The 18,906-nt window shown below is 73.2% G+C and carries 23 protein-coding genes and 1 pseudogene; 17 read left to right on the top strand and 7 right to left on the bottom strand.

Translation table 11 applies throughout. The features are described from left to right. The first annotated feature begins 159 nt into the window (after positions 1-159). From OG738_RS21055 to OG738_RS21040, 4 genes are all read left to right on the top strand, one after another. Positions 160-549: an STAS domain-containing protein gene (locus tag OG738_RS21055; protein ID WP_329056107.1), complete on the top strand. Its 390-nt coding sequence runs from the start codon at positions 160-162 to the stop codon at positions 547-549. Next, a complete protein-coding gene (locus tag OG738_RS21050; RefSeq protein ID WP_329056106.1) occupies positions 539-1,321 on the top strand; it encodes a GAF and ANTAR domain-containing protein in 783 nt (260 codons plus the stop codon). Before OG738_RS21055 ends, OG738_RS21050 begins: the two co-directional genes overlap by 11 nt. A 96-nt stretch (positions 1,322-1,417) precedes the next feature. Further along, positions 1,418-1,855: an Hsp20/alpha crystallin family protein gene (locus OG738_RS21045; protein ID WP_329056105.1), complete on the top strand. Its 438-nt coding sequence runs from the start codon at positions 1,418-1,420 to the stop codon at positions 1,853-1,855. Positions 1,856-1,922: 67 nt separating this feature from the next. Further along, the gene (locus tag OG738_RS21040; protein WP_329056104.1) at positions 1,923-2,201 is read left to right on the top strand and encodes a hypothetical protein; all 279 of its coding nucleotides are present in this window, start codon (positions 1,923-1,925) and stop codon (positions 2,199-2,201) included. Positions 2,202-2,245: 44 nt separating this feature from the next. Here the strand turns inward: OG738_RS21040 and OG738_RS21035 are convergent, their stop codons facing one another. Continuing rightward, entirely contained in the window at positions 2,246-2,617 is a 372-nt protein-coding gene (locus tag OG738_RS21035) for an STAS domain-containing protein (RefSeq protein ID WP_329056103.1), read from the bottom strand. Positions 2,618-2,733: 116 nt separating this feature from the next. On the opposite strand from OG738_RS21035, the pseudogene OG738_RS21030 reads away from it, so the two are divergent. The 7 genes and pseudogenes from OG738_RS21030 to OG738_RS21000 form a co-directional block, all read left to right on the top strand. Then, a pseudogene (locus tag OG738_RS21030) lies at positions 2,734-2,967 on the top strand (hypothetical protein); the annotation flags it as partial. Between the two features lie 3 nt (positions 2,968-2,970). Further along, positions 2,971-3,813, top strand: a complete 843-nt coding sequence (locus tag OG738_RS21025) for a MerR family transcriptional regulator (protein WP_329056102.1) — start codon at positions 2,971-2,973, stop codon at positions 3,811-3,813. 31 nt (positions 3,814-3,844) lie between these two features. Beyond that, complete coding sequence (locus tag OG738_RS21020; RefSeq protein ID WP_329056101.1) at positions 3,845-5,827, top strand: amino acid transporter; 1,983 nt, start codon at positions 3,845-3,847, stop codon at positions 5,825-5,827. 146 nt (positions 5,828-5,973) lie between these two features. Beyond that, positions 5,974-6,756 (top strand): hypothetical protein, encoded by a 783-nt coding sequence (locus OG738_RS21015; protein WP_329056100.1) that lies wholly within the window; start codon positions 5,974-5,976, stop codon positions 6,754-6,756. Continuing rightward, the gene (locus OG738_RS21010; RefSeq protein ID WP_329056099.1) at positions 6,756-7,184 is read left to right on the top strand and encodes a phage holin family protein; all 429 of its coding nucleotides are present in this window, start codon (positions 6,756-6,758) and stop codon (positions 7,182-7,184) included. The genes OG738_RS21015 and OG738_RS21010 overlap by 1 nt, the downstream gene beginning before the upstream one ends. Next, positions 7,181-7,789 carry a DUF3618 domain-containing protein gene (locus tag OG738_RS21005; protein WP_329056098.1) on the top strand — a complete coding sequence of 203 codons (609 nt, stop codon included), beginning with the start codon at positions 7,181-7,183 and terminating at the stop codon, positions 7,787-7,789. The genes OG738_RS21010 and OG738_RS21005 overlap by 4 nt, the downstream gene beginning before the upstream one ends. A gap of 98 nt (positions 7,790-7,887) precedes the next feature. Next, the gene (locus OG738_RS21000) at positions 7,888-9,390 is read left to right on the top strand and encodes a phosphodiester glycosidase family protein (RefSeq protein WP_329056097.1); all 1,503 of its coding nucleotides are present in this window, start codon (positions 7,888-7,890) and stop codon (positions 9,388-9,390) included. Position 9,391: 1 nt separating this feature from the next. On the opposite strand, the gene OG738_RS20995 is transcribed toward OG738_RS21000, so the two are convergent. Beyond that, on the bottom strand, positions 9,392-9,802 hold the full coding sequence (locus OG738_RS20995; protein ID WP_329056096.1) for a hypothetical protein: 411 nt from the start codon (positions 9,800-9,802) through the stop codon (positions 9,392-9,394). A gap of 30 nt (positions 9,803-9,832) precedes the next feature. Here OG738_RS20995 and OG738_RS20990 point away from each other — a divergent pair, with 30 nt between their 5' ends. From OG738_RS20990 to infA, 3 genes are all read left to right on the top strand, one after another. Further along, positions 9,833-10,447, top strand: coding sequence for a TMEM175 family protein (locus tag OG738_RS20990; protein ID WP_329056095.1), 615 nt, complete (start codon positions 9,833-9,835; stop codon positions 10,445-10,447). 171 nt (positions 10,448-10,618) lie between these two features. After that, positions 10,619-11,413: a GNAT family N-acetyltransferase gene (locus OG738_RS20985; RefSeq protein WP_329056094.1), complete on the top strand. Its 795-nt coding sequence runs from the start codon at positions 10,619-10,621 to the stop codon at positions 11,411-11,413. Continuing rightward, positions 11,403-11,627 carry a translation initiation factor IF-1 gene (infA, locus tag OG738_RS20980; RefSeq protein WP_329056093.1) on the top strand — a complete coding sequence of 75 codons (225 nt, stop codon included), beginning with the start codon at positions 11,403-11,405 and terminating at the stop codon, positions 11,625-11,627. Before OG738_RS20985 ends, infA begins: the two co-directional genes overlap by 11 nt. Before the next feature lie 68 nt (positions 11,628-11,695). On the opposite strand, the gene OG738_RS20975 is transcribed toward infA, so the two are convergent. Further along, positions 11,696-12,583, bottom strand: coding sequence for a LysR family transcriptional regulator (locus OG738_RS20975; protein ID WP_329056092.1), 888 nt, complete (start codon positions 12,581-12,583; stop codon positions 11,696-11,698). Positions 12,584-12,656: 73 nt separating this feature from the next. On the opposite strand from OG738_RS20975, the gene dapA reads away from it, so the two are divergent. Genes dapA through glmS form a run of 3 tightly spaced genes read left to right on the top strand, consistent with a single transcriptional unit; the run spans position 12,657 to position 15,661 of the window. After that, positions 12,657-13,544, top strand: a complete 888-nt coding sequence (gene dapA, locus OG738_RS20970) for a 4-hydroxy-tetrahydrodipicolinate synthase (protein ID WP_329056091.1) — start codon at positions 12,657-12,659, stop codon at positions 13,542-13,544. Beyond that, on the top strand, positions 13,541-13,813 hold the full coding sequence (locus tag OG738_RS20965; protein WP_329056090.1) for a hypothetical protein: 273 nt from the start codon (positions 13,541-13,543) through the stop codon (positions 13,811-13,813). The genes dapA and OG738_RS20965 overlap by 4 nt, the downstream gene beginning before the upstream one ends. 24 nt (positions 13,814-13,837) lie before the next feature. Continuing rightward, positions 13,838-15,661: a glutamine--fructose-6-phosphate transaminase (isomerizing) gene (glmS, locus tag OG738_RS20960; RefSeq protein WP_329056089.1), complete on the top strand. Its 1,824-nt coding sequence runs from the start codon at positions 13,838-13,840 to the stop codon at positions 15,659-15,661. Here glmS and OG738_RS20955 read toward each other — a convergent pair. The 4 genes from OG738_RS20955 to OG738_RS20940 are packed head-to-tail and all read right to left on the bottom strand — an operon-like array spanning position 15,610 to position 18,825. Beyond that, positions 15,610-16,785 (bottom strand): NAD(P)/FAD-dependent oxidoreductase, encoded by a 1,176-nt coding sequence (locus OG738_RS20955; protein ID WP_329056088.1) that lies wholly within the window; start codon positions 16,783-16,785, stop codon positions 15,610-15,612. The two genes, glmS and OG738_RS20955, sit on opposite strands and share 52 nt — an antisense overlap. Beyond that, the gene (locus OG738_RS20950; RefSeq protein ID WP_329056087.1) at positions 16,782-16,982 is read right to left on the bottom strand and encodes a ferredoxin; all 201 of its coding nucleotides are present in this window, start codon (positions 16,980-16,982) and stop codon (positions 16,782-16,784) included. Before OG738_RS20950 ends, OG738_RS20955 begins: the two co-directional genes overlap by 4 nt. Continuing rightward, positions 16,979-17,632 (bottom strand): TetR/AcrR family transcriptional regulator, encoded by a 654-nt coding sequence (locus OG738_RS20945; protein ID WP_442875947.1) that lies wholly within the window; start codon positions 17,630-17,632, stop codon positions 16,979-16,981. The genes OG738_RS20950 and OG738_RS20945 overlap by 4 nt, the downstream gene beginning before the upstream one ends. After that, complete coding sequence (locus tag OG738_RS20940) at positions 17,626-18,825, bottom strand: cytochrome P450 (RefSeq protein WP_329056085.1); 1,200 nt, start codon at positions 18,823-18,825, stop codon at positions 17,626-17,628. Before OG738_RS20940 ends, OG738_RS20945 begins: the two co-directional genes overlap by 7 nt. Positions 18,826-18,906 lie beyond the last annotated feature (81 nt).

Below are 18,906 nucleotides of genomic sequence, written 5' to 3'. Positions count from 1 at the left end.
AGGTACCGGCGCGGGCGTGGTGACTCGGGGTGGCGCGCGGGGTACTGTCAGGCTCGCTGCGGTTGAGCAGAGCAGCCGCCCCCTGGCACCCATCCGCCGAGCGCGCCGCGCGCCGGCCGGGACGGCGGGCTCGGCCCGCCTCACCGAGGTGAGGAAGTCATGCACGACACCACCATCCGGCCGGGCGTCGCCCTGCTGCTGGGCGCACCACCCCGGATCACGATCACCGCGACGGCCGAACGCACGGTCGTGGCCGTCACCGGCGAGCTGGACCTGGCGGTGACCGGCCGCCTCGCGGCCCGGCTCGGCGAAGAGCTCGATCTCGCGCCGCGCGCGCTGGTCATCGACCTGAGCGACCTCACGTTCTGCTCGGCCCGCGGGCTGGGCGTCCTGCTGGACGCGGTGGCCGCGGACATCCCGGTGGCCGTCGTCGCCGACGGCCGGGCGGTGCTGCGCCCGGTCGAAGCATTGGAGCTCGAGGACGTGCTGCCGCTGTTCCGCACGCTCGCCGAGGCGGAGGACTGGCTGGGCGGCCACCATGACCAGTGAGCAGGAGTGGCGGCGCGACAAGGAGATCTTCGTCTCCGGCGCGGACCGGCCGGGGCCGCTGGCCGCGGAGTTCGCGCGGCTGACGGCCCGGCTGCTCACCGCCCCCCGCGTCGAGGACGTCCTGGAGCGTGTCCTCGAGGCCACCACGCTCATGGTGCCTTCCGCCGACCTGGCCAGCTTCACGCTGATCGACACCGACGGACACTTCCACACGCCGGCGGAGACCGGCGAGGTCGCCGTCGAGCTGGACCGGCTGCAGTACCGCTTCCGCGAAGGGCCGTGCGTCGAGGCCGCCGAGCCGGCCGGCCCGGCCGTGGCGATCGCGCCGGACCTGGCCGCGGAACCGCGCTGGCCGCAGTGGGCGCCGGCCGCCTGCGGGCTCGGCGTGCGCGCCGTCCTCTCCACCGCGCTCATCCCCGGCGCGCCGACCGGCCGGTCGGTCGGCGCGCTCAACGTCTACTCGCGCTCCCCGAACGGCCTGGACGAAGCCGACCGCGACGTCCTGCTGCTGCTGGCCACGCACGCATCACTGGCCGTCGCGGCCACCGATGCCGTGACGCGCAGCGAGCTGCAGGCCGCGCACCTGCGCAAGGCGATCGACAGCCGGGACGTGATCGGCCAGGCGAAGGGCATCATCATGGCCCGCCGGGGCGTGTCGGCGGAGGAGGCGTTCGACGTCCTGCGGCGCACGTCGCAGGACCTGAACGTGAAGCTGGCCGAGCTGGCCCGCACGCTCACCGAGCGGCACGCGGAGATCGACCTCCCCGGCTGACGTCATCATATCGACGACAGCACTCTTGTCATCCTTTCGACGACATGTTAGAACGGTGGTGCGTGTTGACGCCCGATCGTCGAACAGGAGGACACGATGTTGATGCGCACCGACCCGTTCCGCGAGCTGGACCGGTTCACCCAGCAGGTCTTCGGCAGCCCCGGCACCTGGTCCAAGCCGGCCGCGATGCCGATGGACGCCTACCGCGCCGGCGACGAGTTCGTCGTCTGCTTCGACCTGCCCGGCGTCACCAAGGACGCCATCGACCTCGACCTCGAACGCAACGTCCTGACCGTCAAGGCCGAACGACGGCCCCGTCCCGGCGGCGACGACGTGCAGATGCAGGTCTCCGAACGCCCCCTCGGCGTCTTCTCCCGGCAGCTGTTCCTCGGCGACACCCTCGACACCGACCACATCGCGGCCGACTACGAGGCCGGCGTGCTGACCTTGCGCATCCCGATCGCCGAGAAGGCCAAGCCGCGCCGCATCGAGATCGCCGGCGCGGAGTCCGACCGGAAGCAGCTCAAGGCCTGACGCTCCCGTCCGCGGCGGACCGGCGCCGGCCGGTCCGCCGCGGCGGCGCCTTCGAGGGACGAAAGCGATGGACGATCCCGCCCGCGCCGCGGCGGAGAAGATCTTCGCCGCGGCCGCCGAACTCGGCACCACCCGCCAGGAGGCGGTCCTGGTCACCCGCGCGGTCCACGCGGTCAAGAACGGCCGCCCGACCGACGTCGCGCTCACCGACTCCGGGCCGCACCCCCGGCGCCGGCTCGCCCACGTCGTCGGCTGCGCGCTGTGGGACCCGGCCCTGGACGCGGACGCCGTGGTCGCCGCGGTCACCGGTGCCGCCCGGCACCACCGCTCCGAACCGGCCGCCTGAACGCCGGTCCACAGTGGACGGACACACTGTCCACAGTAGACCGGTCAATCACTCCCCCGCTGTCGCCGCACCCACGCGCACGCGTCGTCGACCGTGGCGTGCAGGGTGAACACCTCGTCCAGCCGGGTCAGGCGCACCACGCGCAGCACCGCGTGGCGGTTCGCGACGACGGCGAGCGGGACGCCGCCCGCCGAGGTCCGCGCGACGAGCTGCGCCAGCACCTGCAGGCCAGCCGAGCCGCAGAACCCGATCCCGTCCAGGTCGACGATGAGCGCCCCCGGCCGGCCGGCCAGCACCGCTCCGGCCCGGGCCAGCAGCATCGGGGCCGTCCCCAGGTCGAGGTCGCCGATGGCCGCGACCACGACGGCTTCGGGCACCGTGCGCACCCGCACCGTCAGCGTCCGCTCGCCGGTCATCGCGTTCCTCCTCCCGCCGGTGCCCGACTTTAAGCGTCCCGCATCGTTTTGTCATCGATTCGCGGGGTAACCGGGACGGGACCCATCAGGACTTCATCGAAGGTGCCGACGAGATCCGCCGGCTCGACGACACGCACACGCGGGTCACCGCGCAGCTGGACATCGACTCCGAGGGCTTCGTCGAGAACGTGGCCGACGAGCTCGGCGGCCACGACCGCCGCGGCAAGGGCGACCTGGGCCGGTCCAAGACCTTCGTCGAGGAGCGCGGCGGGCGCGAGACCGGCGCGTGGCGGGGCGACGTCGAGCGGCCCGGGAGCCGAGCGGCGCGGGCCACCCGGGTCCATGATTGAGCGATGGACCCACCGGCCACCGCCCCCGCCGTCACCTGGACGGCGGGGGCGGTCGCCCGGATGCTCGACCTGCCGCCGTCGACGCTGCGCGCGTGGCACCGCCGGTACGGCCTCCCGTTGTCGGCGCCCCAGACCGGCAGCCACCGCCGCTACGGCCGCGCCGACGTCGACGCGTTGCTCCGCATGAAACACCTGATCGAGCAGGGGCTCGGCACGGAGACCGCGGCGGCACGCGCGTTCCACGACGGTGGCGGCACCGATGTCGCGACGCTGCTGACCGCGGTCCGCGACCTCAAGATCGACACCGCCACCGCGCTCCTGGACGCCCACCTCGTCGACCACGACGTCGTCGGCACCTGGGAACGCCTGTGCCGGCCCGCGCTGGCCGCGCTGGCGGACGCCGACCGCTGCGTCGACCTCGTGCACGGCCTTTCGTGGGCGATCGCCGCGGCCCTGCACCGCGTCCCGGCGCCCCGCAGCGCCGCCCGGCCGGTGCTGCTGGCCTGTCCCGAGGGCGAACGGCACACCCTGCCGATGGAGGCGCTCCGCGCGGCGCTGGCCGAACACAGCCGCGCGGCCTTGTTCCTCGGCGGGTCCATTCCGGACACCGCGCTGCGCGCCGCCGTCGCCCGCACCGACCCCGCCGCGGTGGTCCTGTGGAGCAGCCGCCCGGCGGTTCCGCCGCGCCGGGTGCCCGCGCCCCGGCTCGTGCTCGCCGGACCCGGCTGGCCACGCCGGACCGGACGGGCCGCGCGCCCGGCGACGCTCGCCGAAGCCGTCGCGCTGCTGACCGGAGGCGACCGGCCCACCTGGAGCGCGCCTCCCACCGGCGTCCGGCATCCTTAGACCCGCTGTGTCCAGGGACGAGGGGACGAAGATGGGTGCTTCAGCCGAGGTGACCGTGCCGGCGAGCGTCGAGAGCCCGGTACCGCCGAAACCGCCGGCCTCCGGAGTCGCCCGCTGGCTGCTGGAGCACCGGGTGGCCCCGGTCGGCCGCCAGGGCGGCGAGGACCACGGCACACCGCAGGCCTGGTGGAAGGTCATGTGCCTGACCGGCGTCGACTACTTCTCCACCCTCTCCTACCTGCCCGGAATCGCCGCGCTCGCCGCCGGGGCGCTCTCGCCGGTGGCGACCTTGCTGATCGTCGCGCTGACGTTGCTCGGCATGCTGCCGATGTACCGCCGCGTCGCCCGCGAAAGCCCGCACGGGCAGGGCTCGGTGGCGATGCTGGAGGACCTGCTGCCGTTCTGGCGCGGGAAGCTGTTCGTCCTCACGCTCCTCGGCTTCGTCGCGACGTCGTGGATCATCACGATCACGCTGTCGTCGGCGGACGCCACCGTGCACATGCTGGAGAACCCGTACCTACCGGGCTTCCTGCACGGCCACGCCGTGCTCATCACCGTCGTGCTGCTGCTGATCCTCGGCGGCGTCTTCCTCTTGGGCTTCAGCGAGGCGGTCGGCGTCGCGATCCCGCTCGTCGCGGTCTTCCTGCTGCTCAACGCCGTGGTCACGGTCGTCAGCGTGATCGACCTGCTCGGCGACTCCGCGGACTTCTCCCGCTGGACCGACGCGCTGACCGCGGGCGGCGGCGGGTTCACCGGCGTCGTCGGGCCGGCCGTCGTCGCGTTCCCGCTGCTGGTGCTGGGGCTCTCGGGCTTCGAAACCGGGGTCAGCATGATGCCGCTGGTGGCCGCGCAGGGGAAGACCGCCGAGGAGCGGCTGGAGTCGCGGATCCGCAACACGCGCAAGCTGCTGACGGCCGCCGCGCTGATCATGTCCGTGTTCCTGATCGCGACGAGCTTCATCACCACCGTCCTGATCCCGGCGGACGCGTTCAAGGACGGCGGCGAAGCCAACGGCCGGGCGATGGCGTACCTCGCGCACCACGAGCTGGGCGAGATCTTCGGCACCGGCTACGACATCAGCAGCGTCCTGATCCTGTGGTTCGCCGGCGCGTCGGCGATGGCCGGGCTGATCAACATCGTCCCGCGCTACCTGCCCTCCTACGGCATGGCGCCGGAGTGGGGCCGCGCGGTGCGGCCGGTCGTGCTCGTCTACACCGTGATCAGCATCCTCATCACCGTCGCGTTCGGTGCCGACGTCAACGCGCAGGCCGGCGCCTACGCGACCGGGATCCTGGCGATGATGGTCTCGGGCGCGGTCGCGGTGAGCATCTCGGCGATCCGGCGCCGCCGGCGCGGCGCGGCGATCGGGTTCCTCGTCCTGACACTCGTCCTGCTGTACGCGCTCGTCGAGAACGTCATCGAAAAGCCGGACGGCATCGCCATTTCCGGCCTGTTCATCCTCGGGATCATCGTCGTCTCGCTCGTTTCGCGGGTTTCGCGGACGACCGAGCTGCGGGCCGAGCGCATCGAGTTCGACGACGAAGCCCGCCGGTTCATCGCCGACTCCCTGGCCAACGACGGCGCGCTGCACATCATCGCCAACAAGCGCCAGGGCGGTGACGAAGCCGAGTACTCGGCCAAGGAAGCCGAACAGCGCACGATGAACCCGGTTCCGGGCGCCGCCGACATCCTGTTCCTCGAGATCGACGTGGTGGACCCGTCGGCGTTCGCCAACGTGCTCGAGGTGCGCGGCGTCGAGGTCGACGGCTACCGGATCCTGCGGGCGGACAGCCCCGCGGCGCCGAACGCGATCGCGGCGATCCTGCTGGCCCTGCGCGACGTGACGGGCGTCAAGCCGCAGTGCCACTTCGAGTGGTCCGAAGGAAACCCGCTCGGGCACCTGTTCCGCTACCTGATCCTGGGCCGCGGCGACACGGCCCCGGTGGTCCGGGAAATCATCCGCAGCACGGAAAAGGACCCCGCCCGCCGCCCGGGCATCCACGTCGGCGGCTGACCGCCCGCTCACCTCCTCCGCGTCCGGGGCTACCCCCTCCGGCGCCGGGTACGCACGCCCGCGGTGACCGGTTTATCCCCGGACCGCCCGGGTAGCCCGCCGCCCACCGAGGGCACGGGAAGTGCCTCGCCCGCAAGGAGGACGCGATGACACAGGGATCCGGCGGCCAGTCGCCGCCGTCGACGACGGAAACGGCCAAGGACGAAGCCCGCGAGGTGGCCACGACGGCCGCCGACCGCGGCGGCGAGGTCGCGCAGACCGCGGCACAGGAAGCGAAGCACGTCGCGGAGCACGCCCAGCGGGAAGCGGGCGACCTGCTCCGCGAAGGCCGGGAGCAGCTGGAGGCGCAGGCCCGCGACGGCCAGCGGAAGGCGGCGCGGAGCCTCCACGAGCTGGCCGGCCAGCTGGACCGGATGGCCGAGCAGGCCGACTCCCCGGGTGTCGCCGGGGACGTCGCGCGGCAGGTGTCGGACCGGACCCGGTCGGTCGCGGACTGGCTGGAGCACCGCGAACCCGGCGACCTGCTCGACGAAGTGCGGCGCTTCGCCCGCCGCCGCCCGGGCACGTTCCTGGTGGGCGCGGCCGTGGCCGGCGCGGTGGTCGGACGGCTGACCCGGGGTGTCGTCGCGCAGCAGCAGGAGAAGAGCTCGGGCAGCTCGCCGAACGGCCAGGCGGCCGCGGCCGTCCCGCCGTCGCACCCGGGACCGGCCGGGATCCCGCCCGTGCCACCGGCTCCCGGGCCGGGCGGGACGGGCTATCCGCCTCCGGTCGCTCCGGGCGGCTACACTGCGCCGCAGCCCGGCCCCGGCGGTGTCGCGCCCCCGACCACGCCCACCGGCTTCACCGCACCGCAGCCGGGCGAGTACGCCGCCCCGCCGGAGCCCCTGCCCCAGCCGAGCCGCCACACGACCCCGGGGCAGGTGCCGTGATGACGCAGCCACCCGGCCCCGCACCGCAGGCGGACCCGCCGGCCGACGTCGCCGGCTCCTCGGTCGGCGAGCTGATGTCCAACGTCATGAAGGACGTCTCGACGCTGCTGCGGCAGGAAGTCGAGCTGGCCAAGGCGGAAACGAAGGCCGAGGCGGCCAAGGCGGCCAAGGGCGCGGGCATGGTCGGGGGCGCCGGGTTCGCCGGCTACATGGTCGTGCTGTTCCTGTCCGTCGCGCTGTGGCAGGGCCTGGAGAACGTGCTGGACGGCGGCTGGGCCGCGCTGATCGTCGCGGCCCTCTGGCTGGTCGTCGGCGCGGTCCTGTACGCCACCGGGCGCAGCGAATTCCGCCGGATCAACCCGAAACCCGAACGCACCGTCGAAACCCTGCAACGGGTTCCGGACGCACTGAAAGGCGAGCGATCATGACCGAACCCGACCGGATCCGCCGGGAGATCGAAGGCACGCAGCGCAATCTCAGCACGGACGTCGACGCGCTGACCGAGAAGGTGAGTCCGGGCCGCATCGTCGAACGCCGGGTCGGCCGGCTGCGCACGGCGTTCGGCAGCGCGAAGGACCGCGTGATGGGCACCGCGAACGACCACGCGTCGGCGGCGGGCGACAAGGTCGGCTCGGTCGCCGCCACCGCGCAGGACAAGGTGAGCGCCGCGGCCGACACCGTCTCCGACGCCCCGGAGTCGATCCGCCGCGGCACGCAGGGCAACCCCCTGGCGGCCGGCCTGATCGCGTTCGGCGCCGGCTGGCTGGTCTCGTCCCTGCTGCCGGCGAGCGAGCCCGAACGCAAGCTGGCGGGCCAGGCGACGGACCTGGCGCGCGAGCAGCTGGCCCCGGCGGCCAAGCACGCGGCCGAAGAGGTCCAGGAGAACCTGCGCGAGCCGGTGCGGCAGGCCGCCGAGTCGGTGCGGTCCGAAGCCGCCGAAAGCGCGTCCACGGTCCAGGAGGAGGCGCGCTCGGCGACCGGCGACGTCACCGACCGCGCGCAGGAGGCCCAGCGGAACGTCCGCTCGTCGTGAGACCCCACCGGCGCGGCGCGTCCGAGGGGTCGCGCCGCGCTCCGGGAGTTCAACCGGAACCCACGCGCGGTCCACCCCGGCGGGGTAGCTTGCTCCGCGTGAAGACGAGGATGCCGCTCGCACTGGCCCTGTCCGCCGCGCTCACGTTCGCGCTCGGCACCCCGGCCTCGGCCGCCGGTGCCGAGCTCGCGCCGGGCCTGACCGTCACCACCACGGTGACCGGCGAGGGGACCGGGACCGGCTTCTGGACCGTCACCGCGCTCGTGCCCGGCGGGTCCAGCCCCGATCCGGACGCGCCGCCGGCCGCGCTCGGCAGCCGTGAGCACGCCGGTACGCTCGTGACTTCCTTGCGCGGCAAGGGTTTCGACGCGCGCGCCGAGCAGGTCGACTGGCCCGCGTTCGCCGACACGCCGCGCGGCGCCCTCGGCTGGCGGGTGCGCGTCGGCGCCTTCGCGGACCGCGCGCAGGCCGCCGCCACCGCGAGCGCCATGAGCGCGAACGGCTTCACCGGCTCCGTCGAGTGGACCGGCCAGGACGGGCCCGAGGCGCAGGGGCCGCAGCGCATCCGCGTCGCCGTCGTCGATCCGCGGCGGTTCCGCGGGAGCGTCGTCGCTTCCCACGGCGAGTCGGTGGCGGGGCGGCGCACGACGTCGGCCCTGTCGGCCGCCGCCGGGGCGCTCGTCGGGACCAACGGCGGCTTCTTCGTCATCGACCCGCGCGACGGCATTCCCGGCGAACCGGCCGGTATCGGCGTCTACCAGGGCCTCCTGCAGAGCGAAGCGACCGCCGGGCGGCCCGCGCTGCTGCTCGGGGACCGGCCGTCGATCGGCGTGCCGCGGACCGCGCTCACCGTCGGCGGGCACGAGGTCGACGGCGTCGACCGCAAGCCCGGTCTCGTCCGCAACTGCGGTGAGCCCGGCGACGTCCCGACGGATCGGCCGCTGCACGACACCACCTGCACCCACCCCGACGACCTGGTGCTGTTCACCCCGCAGCTCGGCACGCCGACCCCGGCCGGCGACGGCGTCGAGGCCGTCCTGGACGCCCGCGACGTCGTCACCGCGGTGCGTCCCGCGGGCGGCGACGTGCCCGCGGGCGGGCACACCGTGCAGGGTATCGGCGCGGCGGCGACCTGGCTGACCGCGCACGTGCGGCCGGGCACCAGGCTGCCGGTCGGCACGCGGATCTTCGAATCCGGCCGGCCGGTCCACCCCGCCGGCGTCGTCAACGGCGGCCCGTGGCTGGTCCGCGACGGCCGGATCTCGGTGGACGCGGCCGCCGACGGCGTCGTGCACCCCGGCGACCCGTCGTACGTGTACGGCTGGGGTGTCAAGCGGAATCCGCGCACGATGGTCGGCCTGGACCGCCAGGGGCGGCTGCTGATCGTCACCGCCGACGGCCGTCAGCCGGGCTTCGCCGAAGGGCTTTCGCTGCTCGAGGGCGCGCGGCTGATGGCGCGGCTGGGCGCGGTGACCGCGATCAACCTCGACGGCGGCGGCTCGACGGCGATGGCGATCGACGGCAAGCTCGTCAGCTCCCCTTCGGACGCGACGGGCGAGCGCCCGGTCGGCGACGCGCTGCTCGTGCTGCCGCGGCGGTGACTCAGGCCAGCGCGGCGACACCGAACGCGAGCAGCCCGGCCACCTTGAGCACCTCGAGCCCGACGTAACCGAGGTGGGCGTGGCTGCGGGGCCCCTCTTCGCCCGCCAGCACGCGGTCGGAGCGGCGCGTCAGCGCGGGACGCACCGCGACGAGCTGGACGAGCAGGGCCAGCACCACGACGGCCGCGAAGACGACCGCCAGGGTCGTCCGGGTGCCGACGGCCAGGCTCACGACCAGCCCGGCCGCGAGCACCGCCTCGACCTTGTTGAGCGCGGCGAACACCGCGCGGCCGATGCCGAGCCCCAGCGGCAGGGTGACCCCGGGAACGCGGAACTTCAGCGGTGCTTCCAGGAACGAGATGGCCAGCACCATGCCCAGCCAGGTGAAGGTGATCGCGGCGGCAACGGTCATGACCTCCGGAGTCTAGTGTTTGATGTTCGCGTGGAGCAGAAGAAGTCGTCCGAGCGGCTGGTGTTCTTCACCGACGCCGTGGTCGCGATCGCCCTGACGTTGCTGGTCCTGCCGCTCACCGACCTCGTGCCCGAGCTGGTCGTGGAGCACCGGCCCGCGGTGGAGGCGGTGACGGCCAACTGGTCGAAGATCTTCAGCTTCGTGCTGAGCTTCGCCGTCATCGGCCGGTTCTGGTCCGTGCACCACGCCATCTTCGAGCACGTGCGGAGGTACAGCACCGCGCTCGTGTACGTGAACTTCCTCTGGCTGCTGACGATCGCCTTGCTGCCCTTCCCCACCGAGCTGATCGGCGCGTACCAGACCGAGCGCTTCACCGTCTTGTTCTACCTGGGGACGCTGCTGGCCAGCAGCCTGTGCCACACCACGATGGTGTTCATCATCCGCCGCGACCCGGAGATCCGCGCGGACGCCGAACCCGTGTCGGACGAGACGTTCTGGACCCACGTGCTGAGCGCGGGCGTGTTCGCGCTCGCGGTCGTGGTGGCGCTCGTCAAGCCCAGCCTCGCCTACTACGTGCTGCTGTTGCTGCTGTTCCCGGCCAGGATCGCCGGCTGGCTGCTGGCGCGCCGCGCCGCCGTCAAATGAGTTGGGCGCGGGGGTGCCGGGCCGCTATCGTGCCGGAGACCGTGACTCGACGCCGGGAGGTGAGCCCCATGAACGCTGTTTCGATGTGGGTGCTCCCCTCGTCGTCACGGTCGGGCGACTGACGTAGGGGTCGCCGGGAGCGCTTCGAGCACTCCCGAAAGGTACGAGCCCATGAATACTACGCATTTCACGTCCGGTGAGCCCGCGGTGGTGATCACGCGGGCGGCGGACCGGCTCTGGCACGCGCTGGAGGACGACCGGGTGGTCGGCCGCGGCGAAACCTCGACCCGGCCCGACGGCCGGACCTTCCTCAGCGTGGATGCCTGGCACCGCTCGGTCTTCGACCGGCTCGCCGCCGCGATGCTGGCGGATCTCCCGGCCCCGCTCCACACGATCGTCGACGAGGCCGACGTCGAGCTGACGGCCGGCTGGGAACGAGCCGGCTTCACGGCCCGGCGCCGCGAGTGGGAGTACGCCGTGCCCACCGATCCGGCGGTCACGGGGCTCGGCGCGGTACCGCCGCCGGGCGTCACGGTCGTGCCCCTGGGCGCGGCTGAAGAAGGCCCGCTGCGTGCGCTGGACCGCGTGATCCGCGCGGAGGTCGAGGCGACCGTCGGCTGGCCGGAGATGCCGGCCGAGCTGCTGGCCGGGCGGGACGGGGACACCGTGGTCGACCCGGCCAAGTACGCGGTCGCGGCCGAAGCGGGCGAGTACGTGGGTCTGGTCCGGGTGGTCCAGGTGACCCGGCTGCCCCGCATCGGCCTGATCGCGGTCCGCGCCGACCGCCGGCGCCGGGGCGTCGCCCGCGCACTGCTGGCGCAGGTGCTGGGCGCCCTCCACTACGCGGGAATCCCGGCGGCGTCGGCCGAAGTGAACGAAGCCAACCCGGCGGCGACGGCGTTGTTCGAGGGCGTCGGCGCGCGGCGCACGGCCAGCACCCTGGAACTGGTGCGCCATGGCGAATAAGGCGGGTGGCATCGAAGTCGAGGGCACCGTGCTGGAGTGCCTGCGCAACGCCACGTTCAAGGTGGAGCTGCCGAACGGGCACCAGGTCCTCGCGCACATCAGCGGCAAGATCCGGAAGAACTACATCAAGATCCTGCCGTACGACCGGGTCCTGGTGGAGCTGAGCCCGTACGACCTCGCCCGAGGCCGGATCCTGTTCCGCTACCGCACCTGACCACCGCCGGTCGTGAGTGAGAAACAGTGCTAGAACACGGTTTCTCACTCACGACCGGCGGCTCCCCTCTAGCCGAGTTCCGCGAGCAGTGCCCGGATCGCCGGGCTCGCGTCCGCGCTGCGCCGCCACGCCGCGTGAACTTCGCGCTTCGGCTGCCGTCGCAGCGGACGCGCGATCAGGTCGTCGCCCAGCGGCGGCCGGGCCAGGCGCGGGATCAGCGCGATCACCTCGCCGGACGCGACCAGCGACAGCTGCGTCGCGAAGTCGTCGACCAGGTGACGCACGTCCGGCTCCTCCGGCGCGTCCGCCAACAGGCGCCGGAACCATTGGTGGCACACGGTTCCCGGCGGGCTGGTCACCCACGCGTGCCCGGCGAGATCGAGGCGGCCGAGCGGTTCGGCGGCCGACGCGAGCGGGTGCGCCCGGCTCAGCACCACGTCACCGACGTCGGTGTGCACCAGCCGCCGCGTCAGCGACGGCGGCTGTGCGGCGGGCAGCCCGTCGGCGTCGTGGACGAGAGCGAGGTCGGCGGTCCCCGCGTCGACACCCCGCAACGCTTCCGCAGGATCCTGTTCGGTGATCTGGACGCGCAAGTCGGGACAGCGCACGGACAATCCGCGCAGCACCGGCGCGAGCAGGCCGCGGATGGCGGTCGAAAACGCCACTACCCGGAGCGTGCCGCGCGGCGCACCCTCCGAGACCGACTGGGCCGCTTCGGCACAGCGTTCGAGCGCCTGGAACACGTCCGGCGCCGAGTCGGCGATGGCCTGCCCGGCCGGTGTCAGCACGACGCCGCGGCCCGCCGGCGCGAGCACCGGCACCCCGACCTGGCGTTCCAGCCGCTTGATCTGCTGCGACACCGCCGACGCCGTGAACCCCAGCTCCTCGGCCGCCCGGGCCAGGGTCCCGAGCGCCGCCACCGACCGCAACGCCCGCAGCGCACCGACCTCGATCATGAAGCCAGATTACGCAGTATCGGCAAGAAAGCGTCGCTGGACCGCACCAGTCGCGGCGGGCAGGGTCGACGCCATGACCGACTTCGGCACCAACCTCGTCGCGATGGTGACCCCCATGCAGCCCGGCGGGACGCTCAGCGAACCCGGCCTCGCGGGCCTCCTCGACCACCTGCTGGCCACCGGGTGCGACGGCCTCGTCGTCGGCGGGACCACCGGCGAGTCCCCCACCCTGACCGAACGCGAAGCCGCCGGGCTCGTCCGGAGCGTCGTCGCCCAGGCCGGGAGCCGGGCCCGCGTGCTCGCCGGCGTCGGCACCTACGACACGGCCGCGAGCATCCGCCGGGCCCGTGCCGCCGAGGCGGCCGGCGCCGACGGGCTGCTGCTGGTCTGCCCCTACTACTCCCGGCCGACGCAGGCCGGGGTGATCGCCCACTGCCTCGCGGTGGCCGACGCGACCGAGCTGCCGGTGATGCTCTACGACGTCCCGGCGCGGGCGGGCCTCGCGATGACGCCGGAAACGCTGGTCGAGCTGGCCGCCCACCCCCGGATCCGGGCGGTCAAGGACGCCAAGGGCGACCTGTTCGAGGCGATGACGGTCATGACCCGCACGGGACTGGCGTACTACTGCGGCATCGACGAGCTGAACCTGCCGTACCTGGCGTGCGGCGCGGCGGGCCTCGTGAGCGTCGTGGCCAACGTGGCGGCCGACCGCACCGCGGCCCTCATCGAGGCCGTCCACCGCAGTGACCTGGGGAGGGCTCGCGAGATCCAGGCTTCGCTGCTTCCGCTGACGGACGCGATCATGCGCTCGGGCCCCGGCGTGACGATGGCCAAGGCCGTGCTGGCGGAGCTGGGAGTCATCCCGCACGCGACGGTGCGGCTACCCCTGGTCGAGACCACCCCGACAAACTTGCCCGATTTCGGGCAAGAGTTTGAAGTTCGCGCGGCCCGCAGTGCATGATGTCCGGCGTGGAGGACACCGACATCGTCGAACACGTGGCCGCGTCCACCGGCTTGCCGCCGGGCGTGGCCGCGCGCGTCGTCGACGACGTCCTCGCCTTCTACCGGACACCCACCGAGCAGTACGTCCGGCGCAGGCACAGCGAGCTGCAGGCCGAGGGCCGGAAGAACCCCGAGATCTTCCCGCTGATCGCCGCCGAGCTCCGGGGGCGCCTGGTGGCCGCGCCCGACCTGTCCGAACGGCAGCTGCGCCGCATCGTCTACGGCTGACCCAGCCACGAAAAGAGGTCCGCCATGTGCGGGATCGTCGGTTACATCGGCGGCCAGAACGCCGCCCCCATCCTGCTCGAGGGCCTGACCCGCCTCGAGTACCGCGGGTACGACTCCGCGGGCATCGCCGTCCTCGGCCCGAAGGACACCGCGCGGGTCCACCGCGTCGTCGGCCGGGTCCGCAACCTCGCCGCCGCGCTGCCCAAGCGCCTGAACGGGAAGGTCGGCATCGGCCACACGCGGTGGGCCACGCACGGGCCGGCGTCGGAGGCCAACGCGCACCCGCACACCTCGGAAGACGGCCGGATCTCCGTGGTCCACAACGGCATCATCGACAACGCCGACGCGCTGCGCGCCCAGCTCGCCGACGCCGGCGTCGAGCTCACTTCCGAGACCGACACCGAGGTCCTCGCCCACCTGATCGCGCGCTCGGCCGCCGACACGCTCGAAGACGCCGTCGTCGAGGCGGTTTCGCGGATCACCGGCACGTACGCGATCGCCGTCACCGACTCGGCGCACCCGGACCGGCTGGTCATCGCGCGCAACGGCTCGCCGCTGATCATCGGCGTCGGCGAGCGCGAGATGTTCGTCGCCAGCGACCTCGCCGCGCTCGTCCGGCACACCTCGCAGGTCGCGCACCTCGACGACGGCGAGTTCGCGACGGTCTTCGCGACCGGCTACCGCACCTTCACCGTCGACGAGAGCGACACCACCAAGCCGGCCACCGAGATCGACATCGCCGCGGAAGACCTCGACCTCGGCGGGTTCCCGCACTACATGGCCAAGGAGATCCAGGAGCAGCCCGAGTCCGTCGAGCGGATGATCCGCGGCCGGCTGGACCGCCGGTTCGGCGTCGCCCGCCTCGACGGGCTCAACCTGACGCCCCGGGAACTGCGCGGGTTCAGCCGGGTGAAGATCCTCGGCTGCGGCTCGGCGTACTACGTCGGCCAGATCGGCGCAACGATGATCGAGGAGCTGGCGCGGATCCCGGCCGACGCCGAAGCCGCGTCGGAGTTCCGCTACCGCAACCCGATCATCGAGGCGGACACGCTCTACATCGCGGTCAGCCAGTCCGGCGAGACGATCGACACCGCGTTCGCCGTCGAGGAGATCAAGCGCAAGGGCGGCCGGGTCGCCGGCCTGGTCAACGTCGTCGGCTCGACCATCGCCCGTGCCTGCGACGGCGGCGTCTACCTGCACGCCGGCCCGGAGATCGCGGTCGCCTCGACGAAGGCGCTGACGAACATGGCCGTCGGGTTCGCGCTGATCGCGCTGTCCCTCGGCCGGGTCCGCGATCTGTCCAATGCGGACGGACAGCGGATCATCGACGCGATCCGCGCGCTGCCGGACCAGATCCGGACGGTCCTGGCCGCCGAGGCCCGGATCGCCGAGCACGCGAAGACCGCCGCGGCCGCGAACAGCCTGTTCTTCATCGGCCGCGTCCGAGGCTTCCCGGTGGCCCGCGAAGGCGCGCAGAAGTTCAAGGAGATCTCCTACCGCCACGCCGAGGCGTACCAGACGTCCGAGCTGAAGCACGGTCCGCTCGCGCTGATCGACGAGTCGCTCCCGACGGTCGCGATCGTGCCCGCCGACGAGCTGGCCGACCGCAACCTGGCCGCGATGCAGCAGATCCGCGCCCGCGGCGGCGCGGTCCTCGCGGTCACGCACGACGACGTCGACTTCGGCGACCTCGACGTCCCGCGGATCGTCGTCCCGCGGACCGAGCCGGAGCTCGACCCGATCCTGCTGACCATCCCGCTGCAGCTGCTCGCCTACCACGCCGCGCTGACCCTGGGCTACGACATCGACAAGCCGCGCAACCTGGCCAAGTCCGTCACGGTGGAGTGAACCCGGGCCTGCTTGGGCATGTTCCACCCCAGCACCCCGGTCACGCGGCCCTCCTCGCGGTACTCGGCCACGAACCGGCCGGCCCGCACGTCACCCTCCACAATGGATACTTCGGCGGCCCCGGAGAGCGTCCCGTGCACGTGGATCCGCGCGTCGAACTGGTGGGTCCAGAAGTACGGCACCGGCGTGTACGGCCGGTCGTCGCCGAGGATGTTGCCCGCGACGGCGACCGCCTGCTCAGTCGCGTTGGTCCGGTTCTCCAGGCGCAGCAGCACGTCCAGGCCTTCGTGGTGCCAGCGGGCGACGTCCCCGGCAGCGTAGATCCCGTCCGCCGCGCGGCACCGGGAGTCGCACACGACGCCGTTGTCGCACAGCACCCCGCTGCCCGCCAGCCACTCCGTCGCCGGGGCGGCACCGAACGCCACCACGACGACGTCGGCGGGCAGCACTTCGCCCGTCTCCAAGCACACTCCGTCGACGCGTCCGTCCGAAGAGGACAGTCCGGTGACCGCCGCGCCGAGTCGCAAGTGGACACCGCGGTCGGCGTGCAGCGACGCGAGCAGTCCCGCGGCCAACGGCCCGAACTGGTACGCGAGCGGCGCGGGCTGCGGCCCGGCCAGCGTGACCGGCACGCCCAGGCCGCACACGGTCGCCGCGATCTCGGCGCCGAGGACGCCGTCGCCGACGACGACCACGTTCTTGTCCGGCGCCAGTTCCGCGCGCAGGGCCAGCGTGTCGTCGAGCGTGCGCAGCACGTGGACGCCCGCCAGGCCGTCCTGGCCCGGCAGGGTGCGCGGCCGCAGGCCGGTGGCGAGCACGATCGCGTCCGCGGTCAGGGTACGCCCGCTCCGCGTGTGCACCGAGAGCGCGCGGGCGTCCAGTCGAGCCGCCGGGTCGCCGAGCACGAACTCGGCGTCCAAGGCAGCCAGGGCTTCCGGTGTGCGGAGCCTGGCCTGGTCCGGCGCCCAGCTCCCGGCGAGGACCTGCTTGGACAGCGGCGGCCGGTCGTACGGCAGGTGCGCTTCGGCGCCCAGCACGGTCACGCGCTCCTGGTAACCCTTGCGGCGCAACGCTTCCACCGTGGCGAGCCCGGCGGCCGACGCACCGACGACCAGGACCGTCACGCGTCCTCGCTCACCGAGATCGCGACACCCGGGCACACGCTCGCCGCCTCCCGGACCGTCGCGTGGAGCGCCGCACCCGGCGTCTCGTCGAGCAGGATCACGATGCCGTCGTCGTCGCGCTGGTCGAACACGTCCGGCGCGAGCATCACGCAGGTGCCGGCGCCGCAGCACTTGCCTTCGTCCACAGTGACCTTCATTGTCGTTCCTCTCCTTGGTGGGTAACGGGTGCGAGCCACAGGCCGATCAGTGCGTCGGTCAGGCCGGTGGCGGCCGCACGCCAGCTGGCTCGCGGGGTGTCGCCGCCTTCGGCCAACGCGCGTTCTCGCTCGGCCATCGTGTGGATCAGCAGCAGGCGGGTCATGGCGCTGCGTTCGGCGCGGACTTCGGCGGGCAGCTGCGGCAGGCACCGGCTGAGCCCTTCGACGGTCCGCGCCAGCGACGGCGACGAGAGCGTCTCCACGGCGACGGCCGGCCGCAGCGACGGCTCGGTCATCACCTGCGCGGTGAACCGGGCGAACCAGCTCGGCCGGCCCGCCGCGGCCAGGTACTCGGTGGACGGGTGGACCAGGCAGCGGACCCAGTCGCGCAGGCCCGCGTCGGCCCCGACCTCGGCGAGCATGCGTCCGCGCAGCTCTTCGACGGCCGCGGAACGCCGCCGGGCGATGGCCCGGACGAGGTCGACCCGGGTGCCGAAGTGGTAGCCGACGGCGGTGTTGTTGCCCTGCCCGGCGGCCTCGCTGATCTGCCGGTTCGACACGGCGAGCACGCCGTGCTCGGCGTAGAGCCGCTCGGCCGCCGTGAGGATCGCCTCGCGCGTCGCGGAGGCCCGGTCCACGGTGGTCACCAGCGCACGGGGAGTTCCCGCAGGCCGCCGACGGCGAGCCCCTCGACCCGGCGCAGCTCGTCCGCCGGGACGGCGAGCTCGAGCGAGGGCAGCTTGCGCAGCAGGACCTCCAGGACGACCTGCAGCTCGGTGCGGGCCAGCGGCTGCCCGAGGCACGCGTGCGCGCCGGCGCCGAACGCCAGGTGCGGGTTCGGGCTGCGGCCCAGGTCCATCTCGGCGGCGTTCTCGAACGCGCTGTCGTCGCGGTTGGCCGCGGCCATGCTGCACATCGCGGTGGTGCCGCCGGGTAGCACGGTGCCGCCGACCTCGAAGTCGTCGGTGAAGTAGCGCATCATCCCGACGCCCGCGTTGGCGTCCAGCCGCAGCGACTCCTCGACGGCGGTGCGCACCAGCGCCGGCTCGGCCAGCAGCCGCTCCCACCGGCTCCGGTCGGCGAGCAGCATCGCGACCATCTTGGCGATCATGTTCGCGGTGGTCTCGTGGCCGGCGACCAGCAGGCCGATGCCGGTGGCGATCAGCATGGCGTCGGACCAGTCCTCGGGCAGCAGCGCGCTGAGGATGTCCTCGCCGGGCTCGGCGCGCTTGGCGGCGATGAGGCCGCCCATGTAGCGGCCGAAGTCCTGCTGCGCGGCGTCGAACTCGGCCTGCGTGTAGCGGGTCATGCTGAGCATGACGTCCGACCAGTGCGCGAACCGGTCGCGGTCGGAGTCCGGCACGCCGAGCATGTCGCAGATGACCCAGACGGGCAGCGGGAAGGCGAGCCCGGCCTTGAGGTCCCCGGGCGCGCCCTTGGCGACGAGGTCGTCGATGAGCTGCTCGGCCATCGCCGCCATGCCGGGGCGCAGCGCGTTCATCCGCTTGGCGGTGAACCACTTCCCGAGCGTGCGGCGCCAGGTGAGGTGGGCTTCGCCGTGCTGCGGGAGGACGGTCGCCATCTCGCTGTTGAAGACCCCGCCGGACTCGGTGTCGGCGACCCGGGCGGCGTTGTCGGCCGGCGTGGGCCGCGTCCACCGCGGGTCCGAGAGGACGTTCTTGACGTCGGCGTAGCGGGTGATCAGGGCGGCTTCGTCCCCGCTGGCCAGCTGCACGTGCGCGACGGGGCACTTCGCACGGAACTCCGCCCACTCGGCCGGCGGCGCCAGCGCGGTTTCGGCGACGAACGGGAAGCGCGGCAGCTCGGTGTGGCTTTGCGTCATGGCGGTCTCCTCGTTGGTGAATGACCCCTACGACGCAGCATGACCACGAAACCCGATTACGTCAAGCGCTTGACTTAAACG

The organism is Amycolatopsis sp. NBC_01488 (genome assembly GCF_036227105.1).
In the GTDB taxonomy this organism is placed as follows: Bacteria; Actinomycetota; Actinomycetes; order Mycobacteriales; family Pseudonocardiaceae; genus Amycolatopsis.
This window is presented reverse-complemented; position numbering and strand designations above follow the sequence as displayed.

What these genes read in the sequence shown, in the direction of transcription:
- OG738_RS21055 (WP_329056107.1), top strand. Translation starts at nt 160, where the DNA reads ATGCACGACACCACCATCCGGCCGGGCGTCGCCCTGCTGCTGGGCGCA.
- OG738_RS21050 (WP_329056106.1), top strand. Translation starts at nt 539, where the DNA reads ATGACCAGTGAGCAGGAGTGGCGGCGCGACAAGGAGATCTTCGTCTCC.
- OG738_RS21045 (WP_329056105.1), top strand. Translation starts at nt 1,418, where the DNA reads ATGTTGATGCGCACCGACCCGTTCCGCGAGCTGGACCGGTTCACCCAG.
- OG738_RS21040 (WP_329056104.1), top strand. Translation starts at nt 1,923, where the DNA reads ATGGACGATCCCGCCCGCGCCGCGGCGGAGAAGATCTTCGCCGCGGCC.
- OG738_RS21035 (WP_329056103.1), bottom strand. Translation starts at nt 2,617, where the DNA reads ATGACCGGCGAGCGGACGCTGACGGTGCGGGTGCGCACGGTGCCCGAA.
- OG738_RS21025 (WP_329056102.1), top strand. Translation starts at nt 2,971, where the DNA reads ATGGACCCACCGGCCACCGCCCCCGCCGTCACCTGGACGGCGGGGGCG.
- OG738_RS21020 (WP_329056101.1), top strand. Translation starts at nt 3,845, where the DNA reads ATGGGTGCTTCAGCCGAGGTGACCGTGCCGGCGAGCGTCGAGAGCCCG.
- OG738_RS21015 (WP_329056100.1), top strand. Translation starts at nt 5,974, where the DNA reads ATGACACAGGGATCCGGCGGCCAGTCGCCGCCGTCGACGACGGAAACG.
- OG738_RS21010 (WP_329056099.1), top strand. Translation starts at nt 6,756, where the DNA reads ATGACGCAGCCACCCGGCCCCGCACCGCAGGCGGACCCGCCGGCCGAC.
- OG738_RS21005 (WP_329056098.1), top strand. Translation starts at nt 7,181, where the DNA reads ATGACCGAACCCGACCGGATCCGCCGGGAGATCGAAGGCACGCAGCGC.
- OG738_RS20995 (WP_329056096.1), bottom strand. Translation starts at nt 9,802, where the DNA reads ATGACCGTTGCCGCCGCGATCACCTTCACCTGGCTGGGCATGGTGCTG.
- OG738_RS20985 (WP_329056094.1), top strand. Translation starts at nt 10,619, where the DNA reads ATGAATACTACGCATTTCACGTCCGGTGAGCCCGCGGTGGTGATCACG.
- infA (WP_329056093.1), top strand. Translation starts at nt 11,403, where the DNA reads ATGGCGAATAAGGCGGGTGGCATCGAAGTCGAGGGCACCGTGCTGGAG.
- OG738_RS20975 (WP_329056092.1), bottom strand. Translation starts at nt 12,583, where the DNA reads ATGATCGAGGTCGGTGCGCTGCGGGCGTTGCGGTCGGTGGCGGCGCTC.
- dapA (WP_329056091.1), top strand. Translation starts at nt 12,657, where the DNA reads ATGACCGACTTCGGCACCAACCTCGTCGCGATGGTGACCCCCATGCAG.
- OG738_RS20965 (WP_329056090.1), top strand. Translation starts at nt 13,541, where the DNA reads ATGATGTCCGGCGTGGAGGACACCGACATCGTCGAACACGTGGCCGCG.
- glmS (WP_329056089.1), top strand. Translation starts at nt 13,838, where the DNA reads ATGTGCGGGATCGTCGGTTACATCGGCGGCCAGAACGCCGCCCCCATC.
- OG738_RS20950 (WP_329056087.1), bottom strand. Translation starts at nt 16,982, where the DNA reads ATGAAGGTCACTGTGGACGAAGGCAAGTGCTGCGGCGCCGGCACCTGC.
- OG738_RS20940 (WP_329056085.1), bottom strand. Translation starts at nt 18,825, where the DNA reads ATGACGCAAAGCCACACCGAGCTGCCGCGCTTCCCGTTCGTCGCCGAA.